Below are 16,241 nucleotides of genomic sequence, written 5' to 3'. Positions count from 1 at the left end.
GTATCTGGCGTATCGAAGGCCGCTCATCCCATCCGACTGGCATCGAGGACGGCATTGGCGAAATCCTGCGGCGCTTCCTGCGGGAGGTTATGTCCGACATTGCCCGCGAGCAGTCGGTGTCGGTACTCACCCGAGAACTTGCTTCGATAGATGGCCGGATCGGGATGCGGAGCGCCGTTCGCTGCACCTTCGAGTGTGATGGAGGGCACGCGAATAAGGGGGCCCTCGGCAAGCCGCTTCTCCAGTGCGTCATACCGCCTTTCGCCATCTGCCAGCCCAAGTCGCCAGCGGTAATTGTGGACGACGATCGCGACATGATCCGGATTGTCGAAGGCGGTCGCGCTCTGATTGAACGTGGGGTCGTCGAAATTCCATTTCGGTGACGCGAGTTTCCAGATCAAACGCGCGAAGTCGCGCGTGTATTTCTCGTAGCCGTCACGGCCGCGATCGGTGGCGAAGTAATATTGATACCACCACTGCAGTTCGGCCGCCGGCGGCAATGGCATCATGCCGAGCTTCTGGTTGCCTATGAGATAGCCGCTGACCGAGACCATTGCCTTGCAACGCTCCGGCCACAGGGCGGCCACGATATTCGCCGTCCGCGCGCCCCAGTCGCAACCGGCGATCGTGGCTTTCTCGATGCCCAGCGCATCCATCAGCGCGACCGTGTCGCCGGCAAAACCCGATTGCTGGCCGTTGCGCATTGCATCGTTCGCTCGGAAACGTGTCGTGCCGTATCCTCGCAGATAGGGCACGATCACGCGGCAACCCTTCGCTGCCAGCAAGGGTGCGACATCGACATAGGTATGGATGTCATAGGGCCAGCCATGGAGCAGGATAATCGGTTCGCCGCTGCTCGGCCCCATTTCGACATAGCCGACATTCAACACACCAGCATCGATCTGTTTGAGCGATGTCGACCATTCTGCGCGCGCATCGGCCTTGTCGCCGGCTGACAGGCTGCTCGCGCCCTGGGCCTGCCGCGCCGTGGCAAACTCCGCGGCGGCGACGGCCATGGCCGCTGCGCCAATCAAGGCGCGGCGCCGATGATCGACTTTCTCTTCAGTCCCGAACTTGTCCATGGCAGCTCTTCCGTTGCGTGAAACCGCAAGCCAGCATCGTTCAGAATGTCGTCGGGGCGCTTGCGTTTACCCCGATGATTCTCACGCCGCCGCTGGGCTGCGGTAGCGGTGCGCCGATACGCTGAGCGAGAGGTTTGGCATGAGTTTCTGCCGGGCGGCTTCGTAGGCATTCCAGTCAGCCACATCAGGGAGCGACGGGATCGTGATGAATTCGCCGTGGTCGAGGCCCGCGAGCGCCGCATCGACGAGATCGTCGGCGCGCATGACCAACTCGCCGGGGAGTGTCTCAATCGAGCTCCCGGCTGCATTCCAGAATTCTGTCGCTGTCGCGCCGGGAAGCACTGCCTGGATACGCAGCCCCTTGTTAGCCAGTTCCTTATGAAGTGACTGGCTGAAAGCCAGCACGAACGCCTTGGTCGCGCCATAGACGCCGTTGAGAATTTCAGGCCCGATGGCGACAGCCGAGGAAATGTTGATGATCGTGCCGTCGCCGCGTCCGACCATCGCTGGAACGACAGAATAAGTGAGTCGGGTGAGCGATGTGACGTTGAGCTCGATCATTGCCTGGATTGCATCGACGTCGGATTCGAGCAGAGGAGCAACGGCACCGACACCCGCATTGTTGACGAGCATCGTAATGCCGGGGTCCGTGCGCAGCAGTGTTTCGATCCGGCCAAGGCCGGCCTTGTCGTTGAGGTCCGCTGCAATGGTCTTGACGTTTCTGCCCGTTGCGGCGACGAGCCGTCGCGCTACCGCGTCCAGCCGCGCCTGGTTGCGCGCCACGAGAATGAGATCGTAACCACGACGGACCAGCCGGTCGGCATAAAGGGCGCCGATGCCCCCTGAGGCGCCGGTTACGACCGCGATACCTCTTTTGGAATTCGACATGGCAGTTCTCCAGTTCAATTGATCAGTCGGCAGCACTCGGGGTCAGCGGCCGGGCACATTGGCCCGGCCGCCCCGGGAGGGGATGGGGCAGGCGGTCCGCCCCATCCATTTCAGATCGATTGGCGCAACGATCGGAAGCCGGCGCGCAGTTCGGCCGAGAACGTTTGCGGTTGTTCCCAGGCCGCGAAATGCCCGCCCTTGTCGAGCCGGTTGTAATGGATGAGCTTCGGATAGGTCTGCTCGACCCAACTGCGCGGCGCCTGATAGAGCTCGTCGGGAAATGCGCTGACCGCGATCGGCATTTTCACCCCCATCGGCACGAAGAAAGCAAGCTTGTTCTCCCAATAGAGACGCGCTTCGGAAATCGCCGTGTTGGTGAGCCAGGTGACGGTGATGTTGTCGAGAATGTCATCCCGCGTCAGCCCCTCGGATTGACCGTCGAAGACGCGTGCGATGAGCTCATAGCTCCGGATGTCATGGTCGAGAAACCAAGCGGCGAGGCCGACGGGGGAATCGGCAATCCCGTAGAGGGTCTGGGGCCGGCTTCCCATCTGCTGGGCGTAGGCCACGCCCTTCGAGAAGAAGAGGTCGAGTTGCTTGAAGGCACGGTCTTCATCGGCCGACAGGCCGGGCGGTGGGGTGTGGGCGCCGAGCGCCTTGAAGATTTCGGCAGGCACAGCAGAAGGCATGTTGGTATGAATGCCGAGGAGTTCCGGCGACGCCTGGACGCCCATCTGCTCCGTGATAGCGGCACCCCAATCGCCACCCTGCGCGACGTATTTTGTGTAGCCGAGGCGCTTCATCAGGACAGTCCAGGCGCGCGCGATGCGGACTGGGTCCCAACCCGTAGTTGTCGGCTTGCCGGAGAAAGCGTAGCCCGGCATCGACGGGATCACGACGTCGAAGGCGTCGGAAGCGTCACCGCTATGTGCGGTGGGGTTGGTGAGGGGCTCGATGATCTTCAACTGCTCGATGATCGAGCCGGGCCAGCCATGCGTGACGATGACCGGCAGGGCGTTCTTGTGCTTCGAACGGACATGAATGAAATGAATGTCGACTCCGTCGATCTCCGTGATGAACTGGGGCAGGGCATTCAGGATCGCTTCGCATCTGCGCCAGTCATAGTCAGTCGACCAGTAGCGCGCGAGCTTCTGGATCACATCGAGTTGCACACCCTGTGTGGCGTCCGGGACCGTTTCCCGATCGGGCCAGCGTGTGGCGGCAATTCTACGGCGGAGATCGACGATGTCGTCTTCCGGAATACTGACGGTGAAAGGCCGGATCGAGTCGTTCTCTGTTGCCGCGCGCAAAGTTTCGGGCAACAGGCTGATGACGCTGGCAGCAGCGGTGGCGGTAAGCAGCTCGCGCCGCGTCGGTGCAATTGATAGAGATGACATGATGTCCTCCTCGGTTTCGAATGCAGATCACAGTTCGATCTTCAGGCGCAGTAGATCCATTGCACGATGGTATCCCCGATACCTTCGAATTGGCCGGACGCGTGATTGGTCGGCCGGCTCGGCCACCGGGCAGAACAGGGCAGCCGAAAGCGCGGCTGCCTGCGGGTATGCTGCGGCAGCATGGAAGAGCGGGAAGCTCCAATGAGATGAGTTCTGCCCAGTACATCAACCGCCGAGGCGAGGTTGCCTCCGCCGGGATGGCATCATCACCTGTCAACAGCAATCAATGCCCACCGAGCGGCTAGAGTGGCAGGGGTTTGCCCGCTTGCTCAGCCACCATGTATGCGGCGTACCATTCCGGCCAGTTTTCGTCGCGCTGGCCGCCCGCTCTCGCCTCGTGCTCGCCGTGAGCTTCAGAGGCGCGACGGAATGCGCTCGCGAGATCAGACACGGAGCCGAAGCTCGTCGTGTTGGCGTCGAGCCGCCCGGGGAACCGGGTGGTGACCTCCTGCAACAGCCATTCATTGCCGTCAGGATCGTTGAAGGTCGCGAAGGTGGAATAGCTGTTGCCATCCGGATGCGGACCGCTGACGGTCGGCTTTCCCGGGCCGGCGCGGTGGAATAGTTCACTGACCGCGACGCCCCGACCGACCAGTTCGGCGCGAGCCGCTGCAATGTCCGATACGACGAGATACATTCCGCGGGCGGAGCCCGGCGTCGCCGTCGTCACGCCCTTGCCGAAATGAAACGAGGCGGCCGACCCGGGTGGCGTGAATTGTACACCGCGGAAAACGTCGCTGACAGCGAAGTCGCCATCGAGTCGCCAGCCCAGGCTGCTGTAGAAGCGCTTTGCGCGTTCGACATCCGAAACCGGGATCACGATGACCTCCAGTTTCATGTCGATCGTCCTGGCGGACGCCACTGCGTTCTTTTCAATGACAATCTGATTCATGATGGTCTCCTTTTGCGTTGGGTGGCTGCAATCAGTCGCTCGGTTCGTTCAGTCGATCGGCGCTTTCTCATCCAGCATGAGCAGCGGCTTTCCCTTCTCGACGACGTAGGTAGCGAGTTCCGCCGCGTTACCGTCGCCGGCATTTCGTGCCGTATGAACTGCGCCGGCGGGGATGAACAGGGATTCACCGGCCTTGAGAATGACGGGGGGCTCGCCGGCAATTCGATATTCGAGCACACCCTCGATCACATAAGCGATCTCTTCGCCGGGATGGCTGTGCGGGGGAAACGCGACGCCCTCGGGGAAATCGACCCGCACCTGTATGACTTCGCGTCCCGGGGCTACGAGATCGTGCCTGATGAGATCGGTGCGCTTCACGCTTGGCTGTTGAGCAGCGTGCAGCGCCAGGCTGCTGCCGACGATAAGCAATGTTGCGGATAGGATGGGAAGGATTTTCATATTGTGTCTCCTGTTGGTGTCGCGGTCGATCAAATTGGTGTCCGGAGCGATCTGAAGGCCGAGCGCAATTCGGCTGAGAAAAGCTCGGGCTCCTCCCAGGCGGCGAAATGTCCGCCGCGAACTGCCTCGTTGAAATAGATGAGGTTACTGTAGGCGCGTCGTGCCCACGTTTCTGGTGCGCGATAGACCTCCTCCGGAAACACCGATATGGCCACCGGCAACGAGATCTCCGCTGTCTTTTGCGCTGCCGCGAGCAGGACGCTCTGCCCCATGGTCTCCCAATAGAGCCGCGCCGAAGATGCCGCGCTTCCCGCCAGCCAGTGAAGCGTGACGTTGTCCAGCATCTCGTCTTTCGTGAGCAGGCGTTCGGGCTCGCAGTTGTTGTAGTCGAACATCCAGGCGGCAATCCCGACCGGCGAGTCGGTCAGCGAATAGCCGATCGTCTGGGGCCGGGTTCCCATGACCGCTGCATAGGCCCGGTATTTCTTGTAGAAAGTGTCGAGCGAAATAAACGCGGCACGTTCTTTTTCGGTGAGATCGGCGGGTGCGGGACCACCGCCCATGAGGGCCGCAGCAACATCGGAAGGTATCGTCGCCGGCAGGTTGATGTGAATACCGAGCAAGCCCTTCGCCGAATGCCGCGCCATCGCGCTGGAGATGGGCGAACCCCAATCGCCACCCTGGGCGACATAGCGCGAATAGCCCAGACGCAGCATGAGTTCAGCCCAGGCGTAGGCGATGCGATCGGGGTTCCAGCCGTTGCCTTTCGGCTTTCCGGAGAATCCGTAGCCCGGCATAGAGGGGAGAACCAAATCGAAAGCATCCTCTGCGCTTCCGCCGAATGCCGTCGGGTCCGTGAGAGGACCCACGGTCTTGAGCAGTTCGAATACGGACCCCGGCCAGCCATGCGTCATGATCAGCGGCAGCGCGTTGGGATGCCTCGACCGAACGTGGATGAAATGGATATCGAGCCCTTCAATCTCGGTGATGAACTGCGGGAGAGCATTCAGCTTCGCTTCTGCACTCCGCCAGTCATATTCGGTGCCCCAGTAGTGAGCGATCTCCTGTAGACTGGCGTGCTGAATGCCCTGCGACCGGTCCTCGACCGTCTCACGATCGGGCCAACGAGTCGCTGTGATACGCTGGCGGAGCTCGGCAATGTCTGCTTCCGGGATATGGACTGCGAACGGACGGACTGAGTGACTGGCAACCGTCGCTGCGCGCAATGAGCCGGGCAGCACACCTCCTACTCCCGCTGCGGCAACGGCGAAGAGAGGTTCATGCATGATTGGCGAGACGGATGTTGATGATGCCATGACAATCTCCTCTGTCGCCACCATCGTTGGGGCACGAGAGGACAAATCGGCTGTCGGGCAAAACAATTCTATTGCACGATGGTGTCGGCGATACCTTGGTATCGATGTCAAACTGCCGGAGCTGTTAGATTGAATTCATGCGGGCAAGGGTCGCCCGGCCGTTTCAGGCGAGATGAGGATGAACGGAATCCCAACGATATAAATTCCTGCCAAGATGGAGATGGCTATCGGCAACCCCCCGGTCGCAAGTGCGAGCATTCCGATTGTCAGCGGTCCGGCCGCTCCGAACAGGCGACCAAAGCTAAATGCAAAAGCAGAGCCCGAACCGCGCATTTCTGAAGGGAACATTTCGGGCAGCCAGATAGAAAACAGGCTGAATATGCCGTTCGTGAAGAAGCCGAGCAAGGGCAGCAGGCAATAGAACAAAGTTATGTCGTCGAAGTATGCGATTGCCAGAGAATAACACGCTACGACTGATATAGCTGATCCCAAGAAGAATATGATACCGGTTCGGCGTCGGCTCCCGAGCATTGTTGTGATCCACGGCATAAGCAGACAAGCGGCGAAGGTCCCGATGTTTGTGACAATGCCCGCCAGCGCCCCAATTTGAAAGCTATGGGCTGGCGTGACACCAATCGCCGCCATCTTGATCATCACAATGGTCGGTGCCCAGAAATTTGATGACCATAGACCAAATATGGCGCAACTGAGCATTAGTGCGGCCGGCCAGGTCGTCCCAGCCCGACCTCGCGCAAACAATTCCCAGAAGGGGTTCTTGGCATTGGGGCGGCGTTCGGGGCGCCTCGAATTCGGGAACGCGTGGCGAATGTAGAGAATGAGCAATGCCGGCAAGATTCCAACCAGGAATACACCGCGCCAGCCAAGCATGTGGCCTGCGATCAGAACAACAATAGCCGCGAAAATGAACCCGGTGGGAATGGCAGTGTGGAGCCAACCTGCCAGACGTACGCGCTTATGTTCTGGAACGGACTCTTGTAGCAGTGGCGTACCTGCCGCCCACTCTCCACCTATGCCGAAACCGGTCAAAAAACGGAAGACTGCAAACATCACGACGCCAGTCGCTAGCCCGCTCGCTGCCGTGAAAACTGAGTAAATGAGCACGGTCCAGCACATTACGGGAACTCGGCCATATCGATCCGCGGCCCAGCCCCAAAACATGGAAGCCGCCCATCCGATCATGAAGATCGAAAAGAGGATGCCCCCGAAGAGGCCGATATTGCCTTGACTCGCCGGAATGTCGCTGGCGGGAAGCAATTCAGTCAGCGCAAACACCAGTACGTAGGCATAAAGGGAGGCGTCGAAGCCGTCCAACATCCATCCTGCCCATGTCGCCCAGAACACCTTGTTTGAGCTTGGCGCCAGATCTTGCGAATGTTCGTGGCGGTTCATTTCGGCCACTGTCCTAGGGATCGACCAGCGCGCCAGCTTCGACGGCTCATGTCGAACTCGACCATATCATGCTACAGATGTTTCAACTACGTCGGAGGGGGCGATGGCTCGGCTTTTCGTGGGACGCAACGATGAAATCGAAATGATCGATCGTCTGCTCGGAACCATCCAGGACGGTGGTGCGGTCGTGCGGATTCAAGGTGAACCTGGACTGGGAAAATCGGCACTCCTATCCGAGCTGGCGGAGCGCGCCTTGCTGCGGGGGTTCAACGTGCTAAGGGCATCCGGAGCGTCCGCAGAAGAGCGGATGCCTTTTGCTGGTCTCCACCAGTTATTGCGGCCTAGCCTGCACCATGCAGGACTTCTGCCGCCGCCTCAGCGCTCGGCGCTGCTCACAGCGTTTGGCGTCGTAACCGAGGTTGCGAACCCGGACTTGTTCCTTATCGCTTTGGCGACACTCACGCTTCTTGCCGAAGGTGCCTCAAACACACCCACGGTATTGTTGATTGATGACGCCCATTGGCTAGACCAGCCGACATTTGATGTGCTCGCATTCGTGGCTCGCCGAATACAGGCTGATCCCATAGTCCTGATCACCGCGTTTCGCGACGACTCGACAAAGTCGTTTGGGAATGGAAACGTTTTGCGTGTGGCTTTGCGGGGTGTCGATGATGAAGCCGCTCGGGCTATACTCGCTGCCTTCTCTCCAAATGCCTCCATTTCCCTTCGCAAGCGTGTGATACAAGAGGCGGCAGGTAATCCGCTTGCATTGATCGAACTACCACGCGGTGGTGAGTTAGGGCCGAGAAGTGAGGACAAATCGCTACACCTTTCAGGTCGGCTCGAACGTGCGTTCTTGGACAGGGTGTCGGAACTTCCCGTTGCCGCTCGAATGGCGCTCGTCGCCGCCGCCGAAAATGATAGCACGTCGCTACAGGAGGTGCTGAGCGCCGCCGGCGAACTTCTCAACCAGGAGTTCGGGGTGTCGGATTTGGCTCCTGCTGTGGCCAACAATCTGATCGGGATCGAAGGCGACAACATTCAATTCAGGCATCCTCTGGTCCGCTCGGCGATCCGTCAGTCGCTCGACCCTGCAACTTTCCAAGTGGTGCATCGTGCATTGGCGACGGCTACTCGAAACAATGAAGACCGTGCGGTATGGCATCATGCAGCGTCGATTGTCGGACCCGACGAAACGCTTGCGGCCGAGTTGGATAAGGCGGCTATACGCGCGAAACGACGTGGCGGTGTCGCGATGGCCCTGGCCGCACTTGAGGGCGCGGCAAGACTAAGCCGATCAACCGACACTCGAGCTCCTCGGCTAATGCGCGCAGCCGAACTTGCTGTAGAACTCGGACAAGCAGATGTGATGGAGCGGCTGCTCGTTGATGCTGATCGCGATCCGAAAAATCGGGTAGCTCGGGCACGTATTACTTGGATTCGCGAAATGAGCCAGCCGGGGATGGTGAGTGACCCTGGGCGGGTCGCGGCCCTGGTTGCCTCGGCCGCACAGGCGCAGGAGGCTGGTGAAACCGAACTGGCCGTGAACTTGCTTTGGCGCGCGTCCCAAAGGTGCTGGTGGGGCAATGCCAGCAAAGGGGCGCGGCAGGAAATTAAGATTGCCGCCGACGGAATAGCACCGCTCGAAAACAGCCCGCAAATCACTGCGATCTATGCTTACACGGCGCCATTGGCGCATGGTCAAACCGTACTAAGGCAATTGAGCGACTTTGCGGCTCAAAGCGAATTGGATCCCGCAATCACCCGGATCCTGGGCAGCGCAGCCAACGTCATAGGCGCGTTTGACATCGGAGTTGCTTTCCTTGTTCGAGCCAGCGCTGTCCTTCGTGAACAGGGGCGCCTAGGCGATCTCGCCCGCGTCCTATTTGCTCAGTCCTGGGCGCAGGTCGAGGTCGGTGACTGGAATGGAGCATTGCAAGCTGCTGAGGAATGTGCTCGTCTTTCGCAGGAAACCGGGGGACAGCACTGGGTCGCCGCCGGGACGATCGTCAAGGCGAGAGTGGCAGGGATGCGCGGGGATGTTGCTGCCTTCGAAAGCCACGCTGCACTGGCGGAGCGAATTAGTCTTCCACTTGCGGCCAGTTTTCTACTTGCTATGCTCCAGCTTGCACGCGGCTCAGCGGCGGTTAGTCTCGGCCGACACGCCGAAGCACTGGATCACCTGCAACGGATATTCGATACCGCGGATCCCGCCTACAACACGAGTGTTCAGTACTACGCGACCATGGATCTTGTCGATGCCGCGATCGGCACTGGTCGCCGCGAGATGGCGCGAAGGCTACTTGAGCAGATTGAAGAGCAGACATTGGGGCAGCCTGTGCCCTGGGTTCTTGCATGCACAAAATACGGAAGAGCAGCACTTTCCGACTCTGCCAGCGCGGACTCGTCCTTCGAAGATGCGCTGCGCCTTGACATGAAACCTTGGCCCTTCCTTCGCGGGCGCCTGCTCCTGGCACATGGCGCACGACAGCGCCGTCATCGCCGGCCCGCCGATGCCCGTTCACCACTACGCATTGCCCGAGACATCTTTGACGCCCTCGGCGCGGGGTCTTGGGGCGATCGGGCGCGCCAAGAACTCAGGGCGGCTGGCGAGACGAGCAGCCATCGTCCGGATAACATTTCCACCCTTCTCACCCCTCAAGAGTTACAGATCGCACAATTGGCGGCAACCGGATTGACAAACAAGGAGATCGCCGGCCGGCTCTACCTTTCTCATCGAACCATTGGATTTCACCTTCATCGCATTTTTCCAAAGCTCGGCATTACCGCGAGAGCTGAGCTGCGTGACGCGATTTCGTCAAACACGCAGGCAATTTAGTTCTTGCGTAGTCATAAATAGGTCATTGCACCGGTCATCTGACAGAAGCTGCGCCAACTCGGCAGGTGTATTCTCCTGCTCGAGCTTGCTTGAAGCAAGAATCGCAAGATTGCCAGGAGGGCGAAACCGATGTTTAGGATTCTGAATTCATTCGACGCATCTCCGATCACTGCGATCACCGAAGACCTTCCGGTCGTATTTGTGGTCGATGACGACATGTCAATACTTGAATCGCTCGGGCTGCTGTTCGGTTCAGTTGGCTGGTTGGCGGAAACGCACTCATGTGGCCAAGCCTTCATGTCCTGCCCAAAACGGCCAGTGCCGAGCTGCTTGGTTCTCGATCAAAGCCTGCCCGACTGCACCGGACTTGATCTACAACGATACCTGTCCGCTGACGGAGATAAGATGCCGGTAGTCTTCATATCTAGCCAGGACGACGTTCGGACTGCAGTCGAGGCAATGAAGGCAGGCGCTGTCGAGTTTCTCACCAAGCCCTACAGCGACAAGGTTTTGCTTGCGGCAGTTGAACAAGCGATTGAACGAAGCAAGACAGCCCTGGAGCAAGAGCGAGAGTGTCGGCGCCTTCAATTGCGCTACGTTTCCCTCAGTCGCCGCGAACAGCAGGTGATGGGGTTGGTGATTACCGGCCTCCTGAACAAGCAGGTAGCATTTGAACTCGGCATCAGCGAGATAACGGTGAAGGCTCATCGCGGCCAGGTAATGCGGAAGATGGATGCTCGCTCACTGCTCGATTTGGTTGGGATGGCGGTGAAGCTTTGCTTGCCATCAGCTGGACGATCGGCCGCCTTCGCCTAGACCACCGAGGGTTGGAGTTTGCAAGCGTTGCCCTAATCGCGGGTCGTAGGTTCCCAGCGGGCATCGCTGACTTTAGCAATGGCGCTCATTGCTGAAACCGAAGATAACCGAATGACCGCTTCGCGCCTTCAAGTCAGCCGATCATCCCGCCGGACAGCCTTCCCAAAAGCAGACATAATCATCAAAGCTCGACGATCCCGATACGGGTTTGCGTCAGCACCTCACGTCGCTGATGCGCAAAAAGCGGCCAGATGCACCCGACCGCATTATGGGCTTTTCATCTGACCGCGCTTAGCCTGCAATCCTGCGTGTCGGGTACAGCTGCCATCCTGTGCGCGATTGAATGATCCCCCAAATTCCCTGCGGAGCCAGAAGCATCACAACAATCGCGATGATACCTTGAAGGATGAGGAACCAGTCGCCGGAATCTTGGAACATTTCGCGCAGGCCGAAGTAGAGCAGTGTCCCAATAATCGGACCCTCCAATGTGCCGACGCCGCCGACGATGACGATGAACAGGACCTTGATCTGCCAGTCGAGATCGAACGCACCGACCGGATCGACGTAAAGCACCGAGAGATAGTAGATCGCTCCCGCGATCCCGCAGATGACAGCGGAAATTACGAATCCGCCGAGTTTCGTCGCTTTGGCAGCAATACCCACGCTTGCGGCAGCTGACTCGTTATCACGGATTGCCATCAATCCGAGACCTGCTCTTGTTTTCAGCAGCGCGAATATTCCCAATTGCGCCAGGACCGCCAGTGCGAGCGCCATCCAGAACACGAGGTCCGCGAAACTTTCGACATCGATGTTGGTTGTATCGAGCACGATGCCGCGGGCGGAGCCGACCCATTCCCATTGGCCGAAAACTAGCCGCAGGCAATCCGCCAAAACCCAGATGCCGATCGAGAAATACGCATCGCGCGAGCCCTGCAGCAACAGCGCTATGACAATCGCGACACCAGCCGAAACGCCTGCGCTGAAAAGAAGCGCAAGATACGGCGACACGCCGAGCATGTTGACCGCCATGAAGAGACTGTAGGCACCAATACCAACGAAGGCCTGATGGCCGAATGACAGCAGACCCGTGTAACCACAGAGCAGATTCCAGCCCTGCGCCATCGCGAAGACCAGGAATATCTCCATTGCGAGGCGACGATCCATAGGAAAGACGAGGGTGGCAGCGGCCATTGCCAATGTCAGGACAATTGCCGGAACGGCTGCAAAAAGCCCATCCGGCAGCTTGGAGCTCGGCAAACCGCTCATGAATGTCTCCTTGACAAAAGCAACGGCAATTCCGCCTGTTTGGCCAGCAATATTACGAAAAAGGCGAGATGGCTGAAGAGCGGGCCGGAATTCGGATTGATCTGCAATCCGACCAGCTGAACGACCCCGAGAAACAGACCGGCCAAGAAACTTCCACGCAGCGAACCCAGTCCGCCGATGATCACGATCTCAAACGAAATCAACAGACGTTCAACACCACTATAAGGCGAGAACGAGCTGCGCATTGCCAGCATCAACCCGGCGATTGCGGAAAGCGTGACGGCCAGCCCCATGGCGACGCTGTATATCCGCTGACGATTGTATCCGAGTGTCTCAAGAATTTCGTAGTCGTCCGCAGCCGCCCTGAACGCGCGGCCCATGGTCGTACGCGTCATCATGATGTGCATCAGCGCAAAAAGGATGATGGAGATGCAAAAGATGATGATCGGCAGAATGCCGATGGACACGCCCAGAATGCTCACGCCCTGGTTCTGCAAAGCGCCAACGTCGATCGAGCGGATATCGGCACCATACACCTCGACCAGCATATTGCGGATGATGATTGAAAGCCCCATGGTCGTGACCATGGCCGGCACTGGATTTGGGCCGACCAAGCGGTTGAGTAGTGCCGTCTGCATCAGCCAACCCGCGGCAAAGCTGATGAGACCAACGAGAATGACGACGACAAACAGGGGAAGCGGCGTCAGCGCCAACAGCGATGCGCCGAGATAAGCGCCAAGCACGATGGATTCGCCGTGGGCGATGTTGACGATCCGCATGATGCCGAATGCAAAGGCCAGCCCGAGGCCAAAGAGGCCGTAGAGACCGCCGACCATCAGGCCGTTAATAATTGCAGTGGTGAAATTCATGCGTGGCTTCCTCCGAAATAGGCATCGCGGATTTCGTCATGCCCGACGCTGCTGGATTTGCCTTCCAGAGTGACTTTTCCTTTGAGCAGACAGTAGAGCCTATCGGAGGCCGAGCGCGCCCTGACTGTATCCTGTTCAACGAGGACAATTGACACGCCGCTGGCTCTGATTTTGGCGAAGCAGGCATAGATGTCGGATATGACCTTGGGTGCGAGCCCAAGGGACAGCTCATCGCAAAGCAACAGGCGCGGATTGGTCAGAAGCGCCCTGGAAACCGCGACCATCTGCTGTTGGCCTCCGGAGATGTCGGATGCCTTGTGGCGGCGAAACTCGCCCATGGCCGGGAAAAGATCGTAAACGGACTGAAGGGTCCAAGGACCTTTGCGCGCCCTCGACATAGCCAGCAGCAGGTTCTCCTCGACCGTCAGCGAGGAAAACAGTCGGCGACCTTCGGGCACTATGGCTATCCCTCGTCTCGAAATGACGCTGCAGTGGAGCCGGGTGATGTTTTCGCCGGCAAAGGTGATCTGACCGTTGCGGCTTGGCGTTAACCCGATGATCGCCCGCAGCAATGTTGACTTGCCAGCCCCGTTGGCACCGATGATCGCGATTGCCTCGCCCTCGGCGACCGTGAGTGATACGCCAAAAACCGCCTGAAGATCGCGGTGGAAGACGTCCACGTTTTCCAGGTCAAGCAGCGTCATCGACCGATATTCCCAAATATATTTCTTGTACGATTGCGGAGGCCATCACGGTCGCGGGCGCGCCCTCGGCGAGCTTCTCCCCGAAGTTCAAGACCATGATCCGGTCGGAAACCGCCATCAGGGCATGGGCGATATGTTCGATCCAGACAATCGCATGATCGACTTTCAGCCGACGGACAACGTCGATCAACTGGAAGACTTCCTGCTCGGTCAGCCCTCCGGCGATTTCGTCAAGCAACAATATCTTGCTGCCAATGCTCATTGCCTTGGCGAGCTCCAGGCGTTTGCGATCAAGCAGTGGTAGCGTGCCTGCAGTCAGGTTGGTCTTCGCTGCCAGACCAACCGTTTCCAGAATTTCCGTTGCCGTCTTCGTGGCGTTGGTTCCTTTGAGCCTCGGGCCATGGAAAAGTCCGGTTAGGACGTTTTCAAATACCGAGAGTCCCACGAAGGTTCTGGGCACCTGATAGGCCCGGCCCATGCCAAGGCGCGCCCGCTTGTGCTGAGCCAGCCTGGAAATATCCGTCCCGTCGAGATGTATCGTTCCGGAATCCATCGAGGCGGAGCCGTCCAGAATATTGAACAGCGTCGTCTTGCCCGCTCCGTTGGGGCCAATCACGCCAAGGCATTCTCCGCGTTCGATCGAGAAACTGACCTTGTCTACGACGGTCTTCGAGCCATAGCGCTTGGAAGCGCCATCTACATCCAGCATGGAGGTTTTCCTCTCCCGCAAAGCAGACGATACAAAGGGCAGGACGCGGCCTTGCGCCGCGCCCTGCACTGGACAAACGCCCCTTAGGCCAGTTCGGAAAGCAGTTTGAAGTCGTCTTCGACTTCGAACGGCGAGTCTGAGCCTTTATAGGTCACGACGAGGTCGTACTTGTATTTGCCGGCCTTGGCTTTTCGCCATTGACCCGCAACCAGTGGAGTCTTGGCAATCCCCGGAACCTGGCTTGACGTGAAATCGACCTTGCCGACAACCGTCTCGAGATTGAGAGTTCCTACAGCTGCGCGAAGCGCTTCCTTGTCCTTTGGATCGCCGGACGCTTTGAGCGCCGCAACGGCAAGCTCCCAAATAGCATGGGTATAGCCCAGTGTCGGCGTCCACTGCTCGCCCTTTTCAGATTCCCACTCATCGGCAAGAGCCTTGGCCGTCTGCCCGGTCAATGTGGATTTGTAGGGAAGTTTTGGCGACCACCAAATTTCCGTAGAAACGCCATCTCCCCGGTCGCCCAGCGCATCGACGCCACCGGGAAACAGGAACGCAGCCGCAATCGTGGCGATCTCGGGCTCATAATCGCTTTGTGCGGCGCTGCGCCAGAAAGCGGCAAAATGGTTGGGAAACATGAAGCCGGTGAGAATTTGTGCCTTGGCATTCTTGAACGTGGAAACCTGATTTGAAAAATCATCGGTTTCGATCTTGAACATGCCGCCTTCGACATTCGTGTAGCCCGCCTGTTTCAGAAAGGCAGGCAAGCCATGGTCCGGATTTGCAAAACCCTGCGCTGCCGGCTGATCGACATAGAACGTGCCAACGACATCGTCCAGCTTGCTGCGCACGGGCTTCCACATGCCCGTATAGGCGTTCGCGATATCTGCGGTGTCGAACAGGAAATGATAGGTCCAGGGCTTGCCATTATTGCTGTAGACATCCGGCCCGCCACGCAAACCGACCATCGCATCGGAAGGAAAGAGCGTCGAAATCATCGGTGTGCGGTTGATGGCGGCCATTTTGCCGCCCGCTACCGCCGCTAGAGCCTCGGTCGCGACGATCAGATCGACCTTCTCGCGCGTCATCAACTCGATGGCCGCCTGAGCGGCGACATTGACCGAACTTTGGCTGTCGCGGACGATGATTTCGACGGAGTACTGCTTGCCGCCGATATCGAGGCCGCCCCCAAACACTTTCTCGAGCTGAGACTTCACAAAGTCTGTCGCCGCTCCGAAAAGCGCGCCAGGGCCAGAAATGGCGGCCACAAAGCCGATTTTTATGGTCGAGGAGCCCGAAGCATGAGCGGCGGGAAAGTGAAGGCTGAAGGCCGCGGCGCCCGCAGCCGCTGCTGAGGTCTTGAGTAGACCACGACGCGATATGCCAAAGGCGGTAGCCGGATTCATGCCGTTGATTGGCTTCATGTTTTCCTCCCAAGAACCAAGCGAAATTGATGATCAATGATCTAATCAATTGACCAAATCATATGATTGGAATAGAGATGAGTCAAGCGGTGATCTCAACAGCTGAATTCAGC

At 58.7% G+C, this 16,241-nt stretch carries 14 protein-coding genes; 2 read left to right on the top strand and 12 right to left on the bottom strand.

Going from position 1 to position 16,241, the window contains the following annotated elements; all coding sequences use genetic code 11:
- Window positions 1-23 precede the first annotated feature (23 nt).
- The 7 genes from AC2YI2_RS32770 to AC2YI2_RS32740 all read right to left on the bottom strand — a co-directional run bounded on the left by AC2YI2_RS32770 (window position 24) and on the right by AC2YI2_RS32740 (window position 7,504).
- The gene (locus AC2YI2_RS32770) at window positions 24-1,082 is read right to left on the bottom strand and encodes an alpha/beta fold hydrolase (protein WP_487390723.1); all 1,059 of its coding nucleotides are present in this window, start codon (window positions 1,080-1,082) and stop codon (window positions 24-26) included.
- An 81-nt stretch (window positions 1,083-1,163) separates the two neighbouring features.
- On the bottom strand, window positions 1,164-1,970 hold the full coding sequence (locus AC2YI2_RS32765) for an SDR family NAD(P)-dependent oxidoreductase (RefSeq protein WP_487390722.1): 807 nt from the start codon (window positions 1,968-1,970) through the stop codon (window positions 1,164-1,166).
- A 110-nt stretch (window positions 1,971-2,080) separates the two neighbouring features.
- On the bottom strand, window positions 2,081-3,367 hold the full coding sequence (locus AC2YI2_RS32760; protein ID WP_487390721.1) for an epoxide hydrolase family protein: 1,287 nt from the start codon (window positions 3,365-3,367) through the stop codon (window positions 2,081-2,083).
- Window positions 3,368-3,668: 301 nt separating this feature from the next.
- The gene (locus tag AC2YI2_RS32755; protein WP_487390720.1) at window positions 3,669-4,319 is read right to left on the bottom strand and encodes a VOC family protein; all 651 of its coding nucleotides are present in this window, start codon (window positions 4,317-4,319) and stop codon (window positions 3,669-3,671) included.
- Window positions 4,320-4,367: 48 nt separating this feature from the next.
- Window positions 4,368-4,778, bottom strand: coding sequence for a cupin domain-containing protein (locus tag AC2YI2_RS32750; protein WP_487390749.1), 411 nt, complete (start codon window positions 4,776-4,778; stop codon window positions 4,368-4,370).
- A gap of 29 nt (window positions 4,779-4,807) precedes the next feature.
- Complete coding sequence (locus AC2YI2_RS32745) at window positions 4,808-6,094, bottom strand: epoxide hydrolase family protein (protein WP_487390719.1); 1,287 nt, start codon at window positions 6,092-6,094, stop codon at window positions 4,808-4,810.
- A gap of 135 nt (window positions 6,095-6,229) precedes the next feature.
- Entirely contained in the window at window positions 6,230-7,504 is a 1,275-nt protein-coding gene (locus AC2YI2_RS32740) for an MFS transporter (protein ID WP_487390718.1), read from the bottom strand.
- Between the two features lie 103 nt (window positions 7,505-7,607).
- Here AC2YI2_RS32740 and AC2YI2_RS32735 point away from each other — a divergent pair, with 103 nt between their 5' ends.
- Both AC2YI2_RS32735 and AC2YI2_RS32730 read left to right on the top strand, forming a co-directional pair.
- Window positions 7,608-10,343 (top strand): ATP-binding protein, encoded by a 2,736-nt coding sequence (locus tag AC2YI2_RS32735; protein ID WP_487390717.1) that lies wholly within the window; start codon window positions 7,608-7,610, stop codon window positions 10,341-10,343.
- A gap of 129 nt (window positions 10,344-10,472) precedes the next feature.
- Window positions 10,473-11,159, top strand: coding sequence for a response regulator transcription factor (locus AC2YI2_RS32730; RefSeq protein ID WP_487390716.1), 687 nt, complete (start codon window positions 10,473-10,475; stop codon window positions 11,157-11,159).
- A gap of 291 nt (window positions 11,160-11,450) precedes the next feature.
- On the opposite strand, the gene AC2YI2_RS32725 is transcribed toward AC2YI2_RS32730, so the two are convergent.
- From AC2YI2_RS32725 to AC2YI2_RS32705, 5 genes are read right to left on the bottom strand one after another with little or no spacing between them, the layout of a single operon-like run.
- Window positions 11,451-12,425, bottom strand: a complete 975-nt coding sequence (locus tag AC2YI2_RS32725) for a branched-chain amino acid ABC transporter permease (RefSeq protein ID WP_487390715.1) — start codon at window positions 12,423-12,425, stop codon at window positions 11,451-11,453.
- The gene (locus AC2YI2_RS32720; protein ID WP_487390714.1) at window positions 12,422-13,294 is read right to left on the bottom strand and encodes a branched-chain amino acid ABC transporter permease; all 873 of its coding nucleotides are present in this window, start codon (window positions 13,292-13,294) and stop codon (window positions 12,422-12,424) included. Before AC2YI2_RS32720 ends, AC2YI2_RS32725 begins: the two co-directional genes overlap by 4 nt.
- Window positions 13,291-13,998 (bottom strand): ABC transporter ATP-binding protein, encoded by a 708-nt coding sequence (locus tag AC2YI2_RS32715; RefSeq protein ID WP_487390713.1) that lies wholly within the window; start codon window positions 13,996-13,998, stop codon window positions 13,291-13,293. Before AC2YI2_RS32715 ends, AC2YI2_RS32720 begins: the two co-directional genes overlap by 4 nt.
- Complete coding sequence (locus tag AC2YI2_RS32710) at window positions 13,985-14,776, bottom strand: ABC transporter ATP-binding protein (protein ID WP_487390712.1); 792 nt, start codon at window positions 14,774-14,776, stop codon at window positions 13,985-13,987. Before AC2YI2_RS32710 ends, AC2YI2_RS32715 begins: the two co-directional genes overlap by 14 nt.
- Window positions 14,777-14,790: 14 nt before the next feature.
- Complete coding sequence (locus AC2YI2_RS32705) at window positions 14,791-16,110, bottom strand: ABC transporter substrate-binding protein (protein WP_487390748.1); 1,320 nt, start codon at window positions 16,108-16,110, stop codon at window positions 14,791-14,793.
- Between the last annotated feature and the right edge of the window lie 131 nt (window positions 16,111-16,241).

The organism is Rhizobium sp. SRI_017 (assembly GCF_057586295.1).
This window is presented reverse-complemented; position numbering and strand designations above follow the sequence as displayed.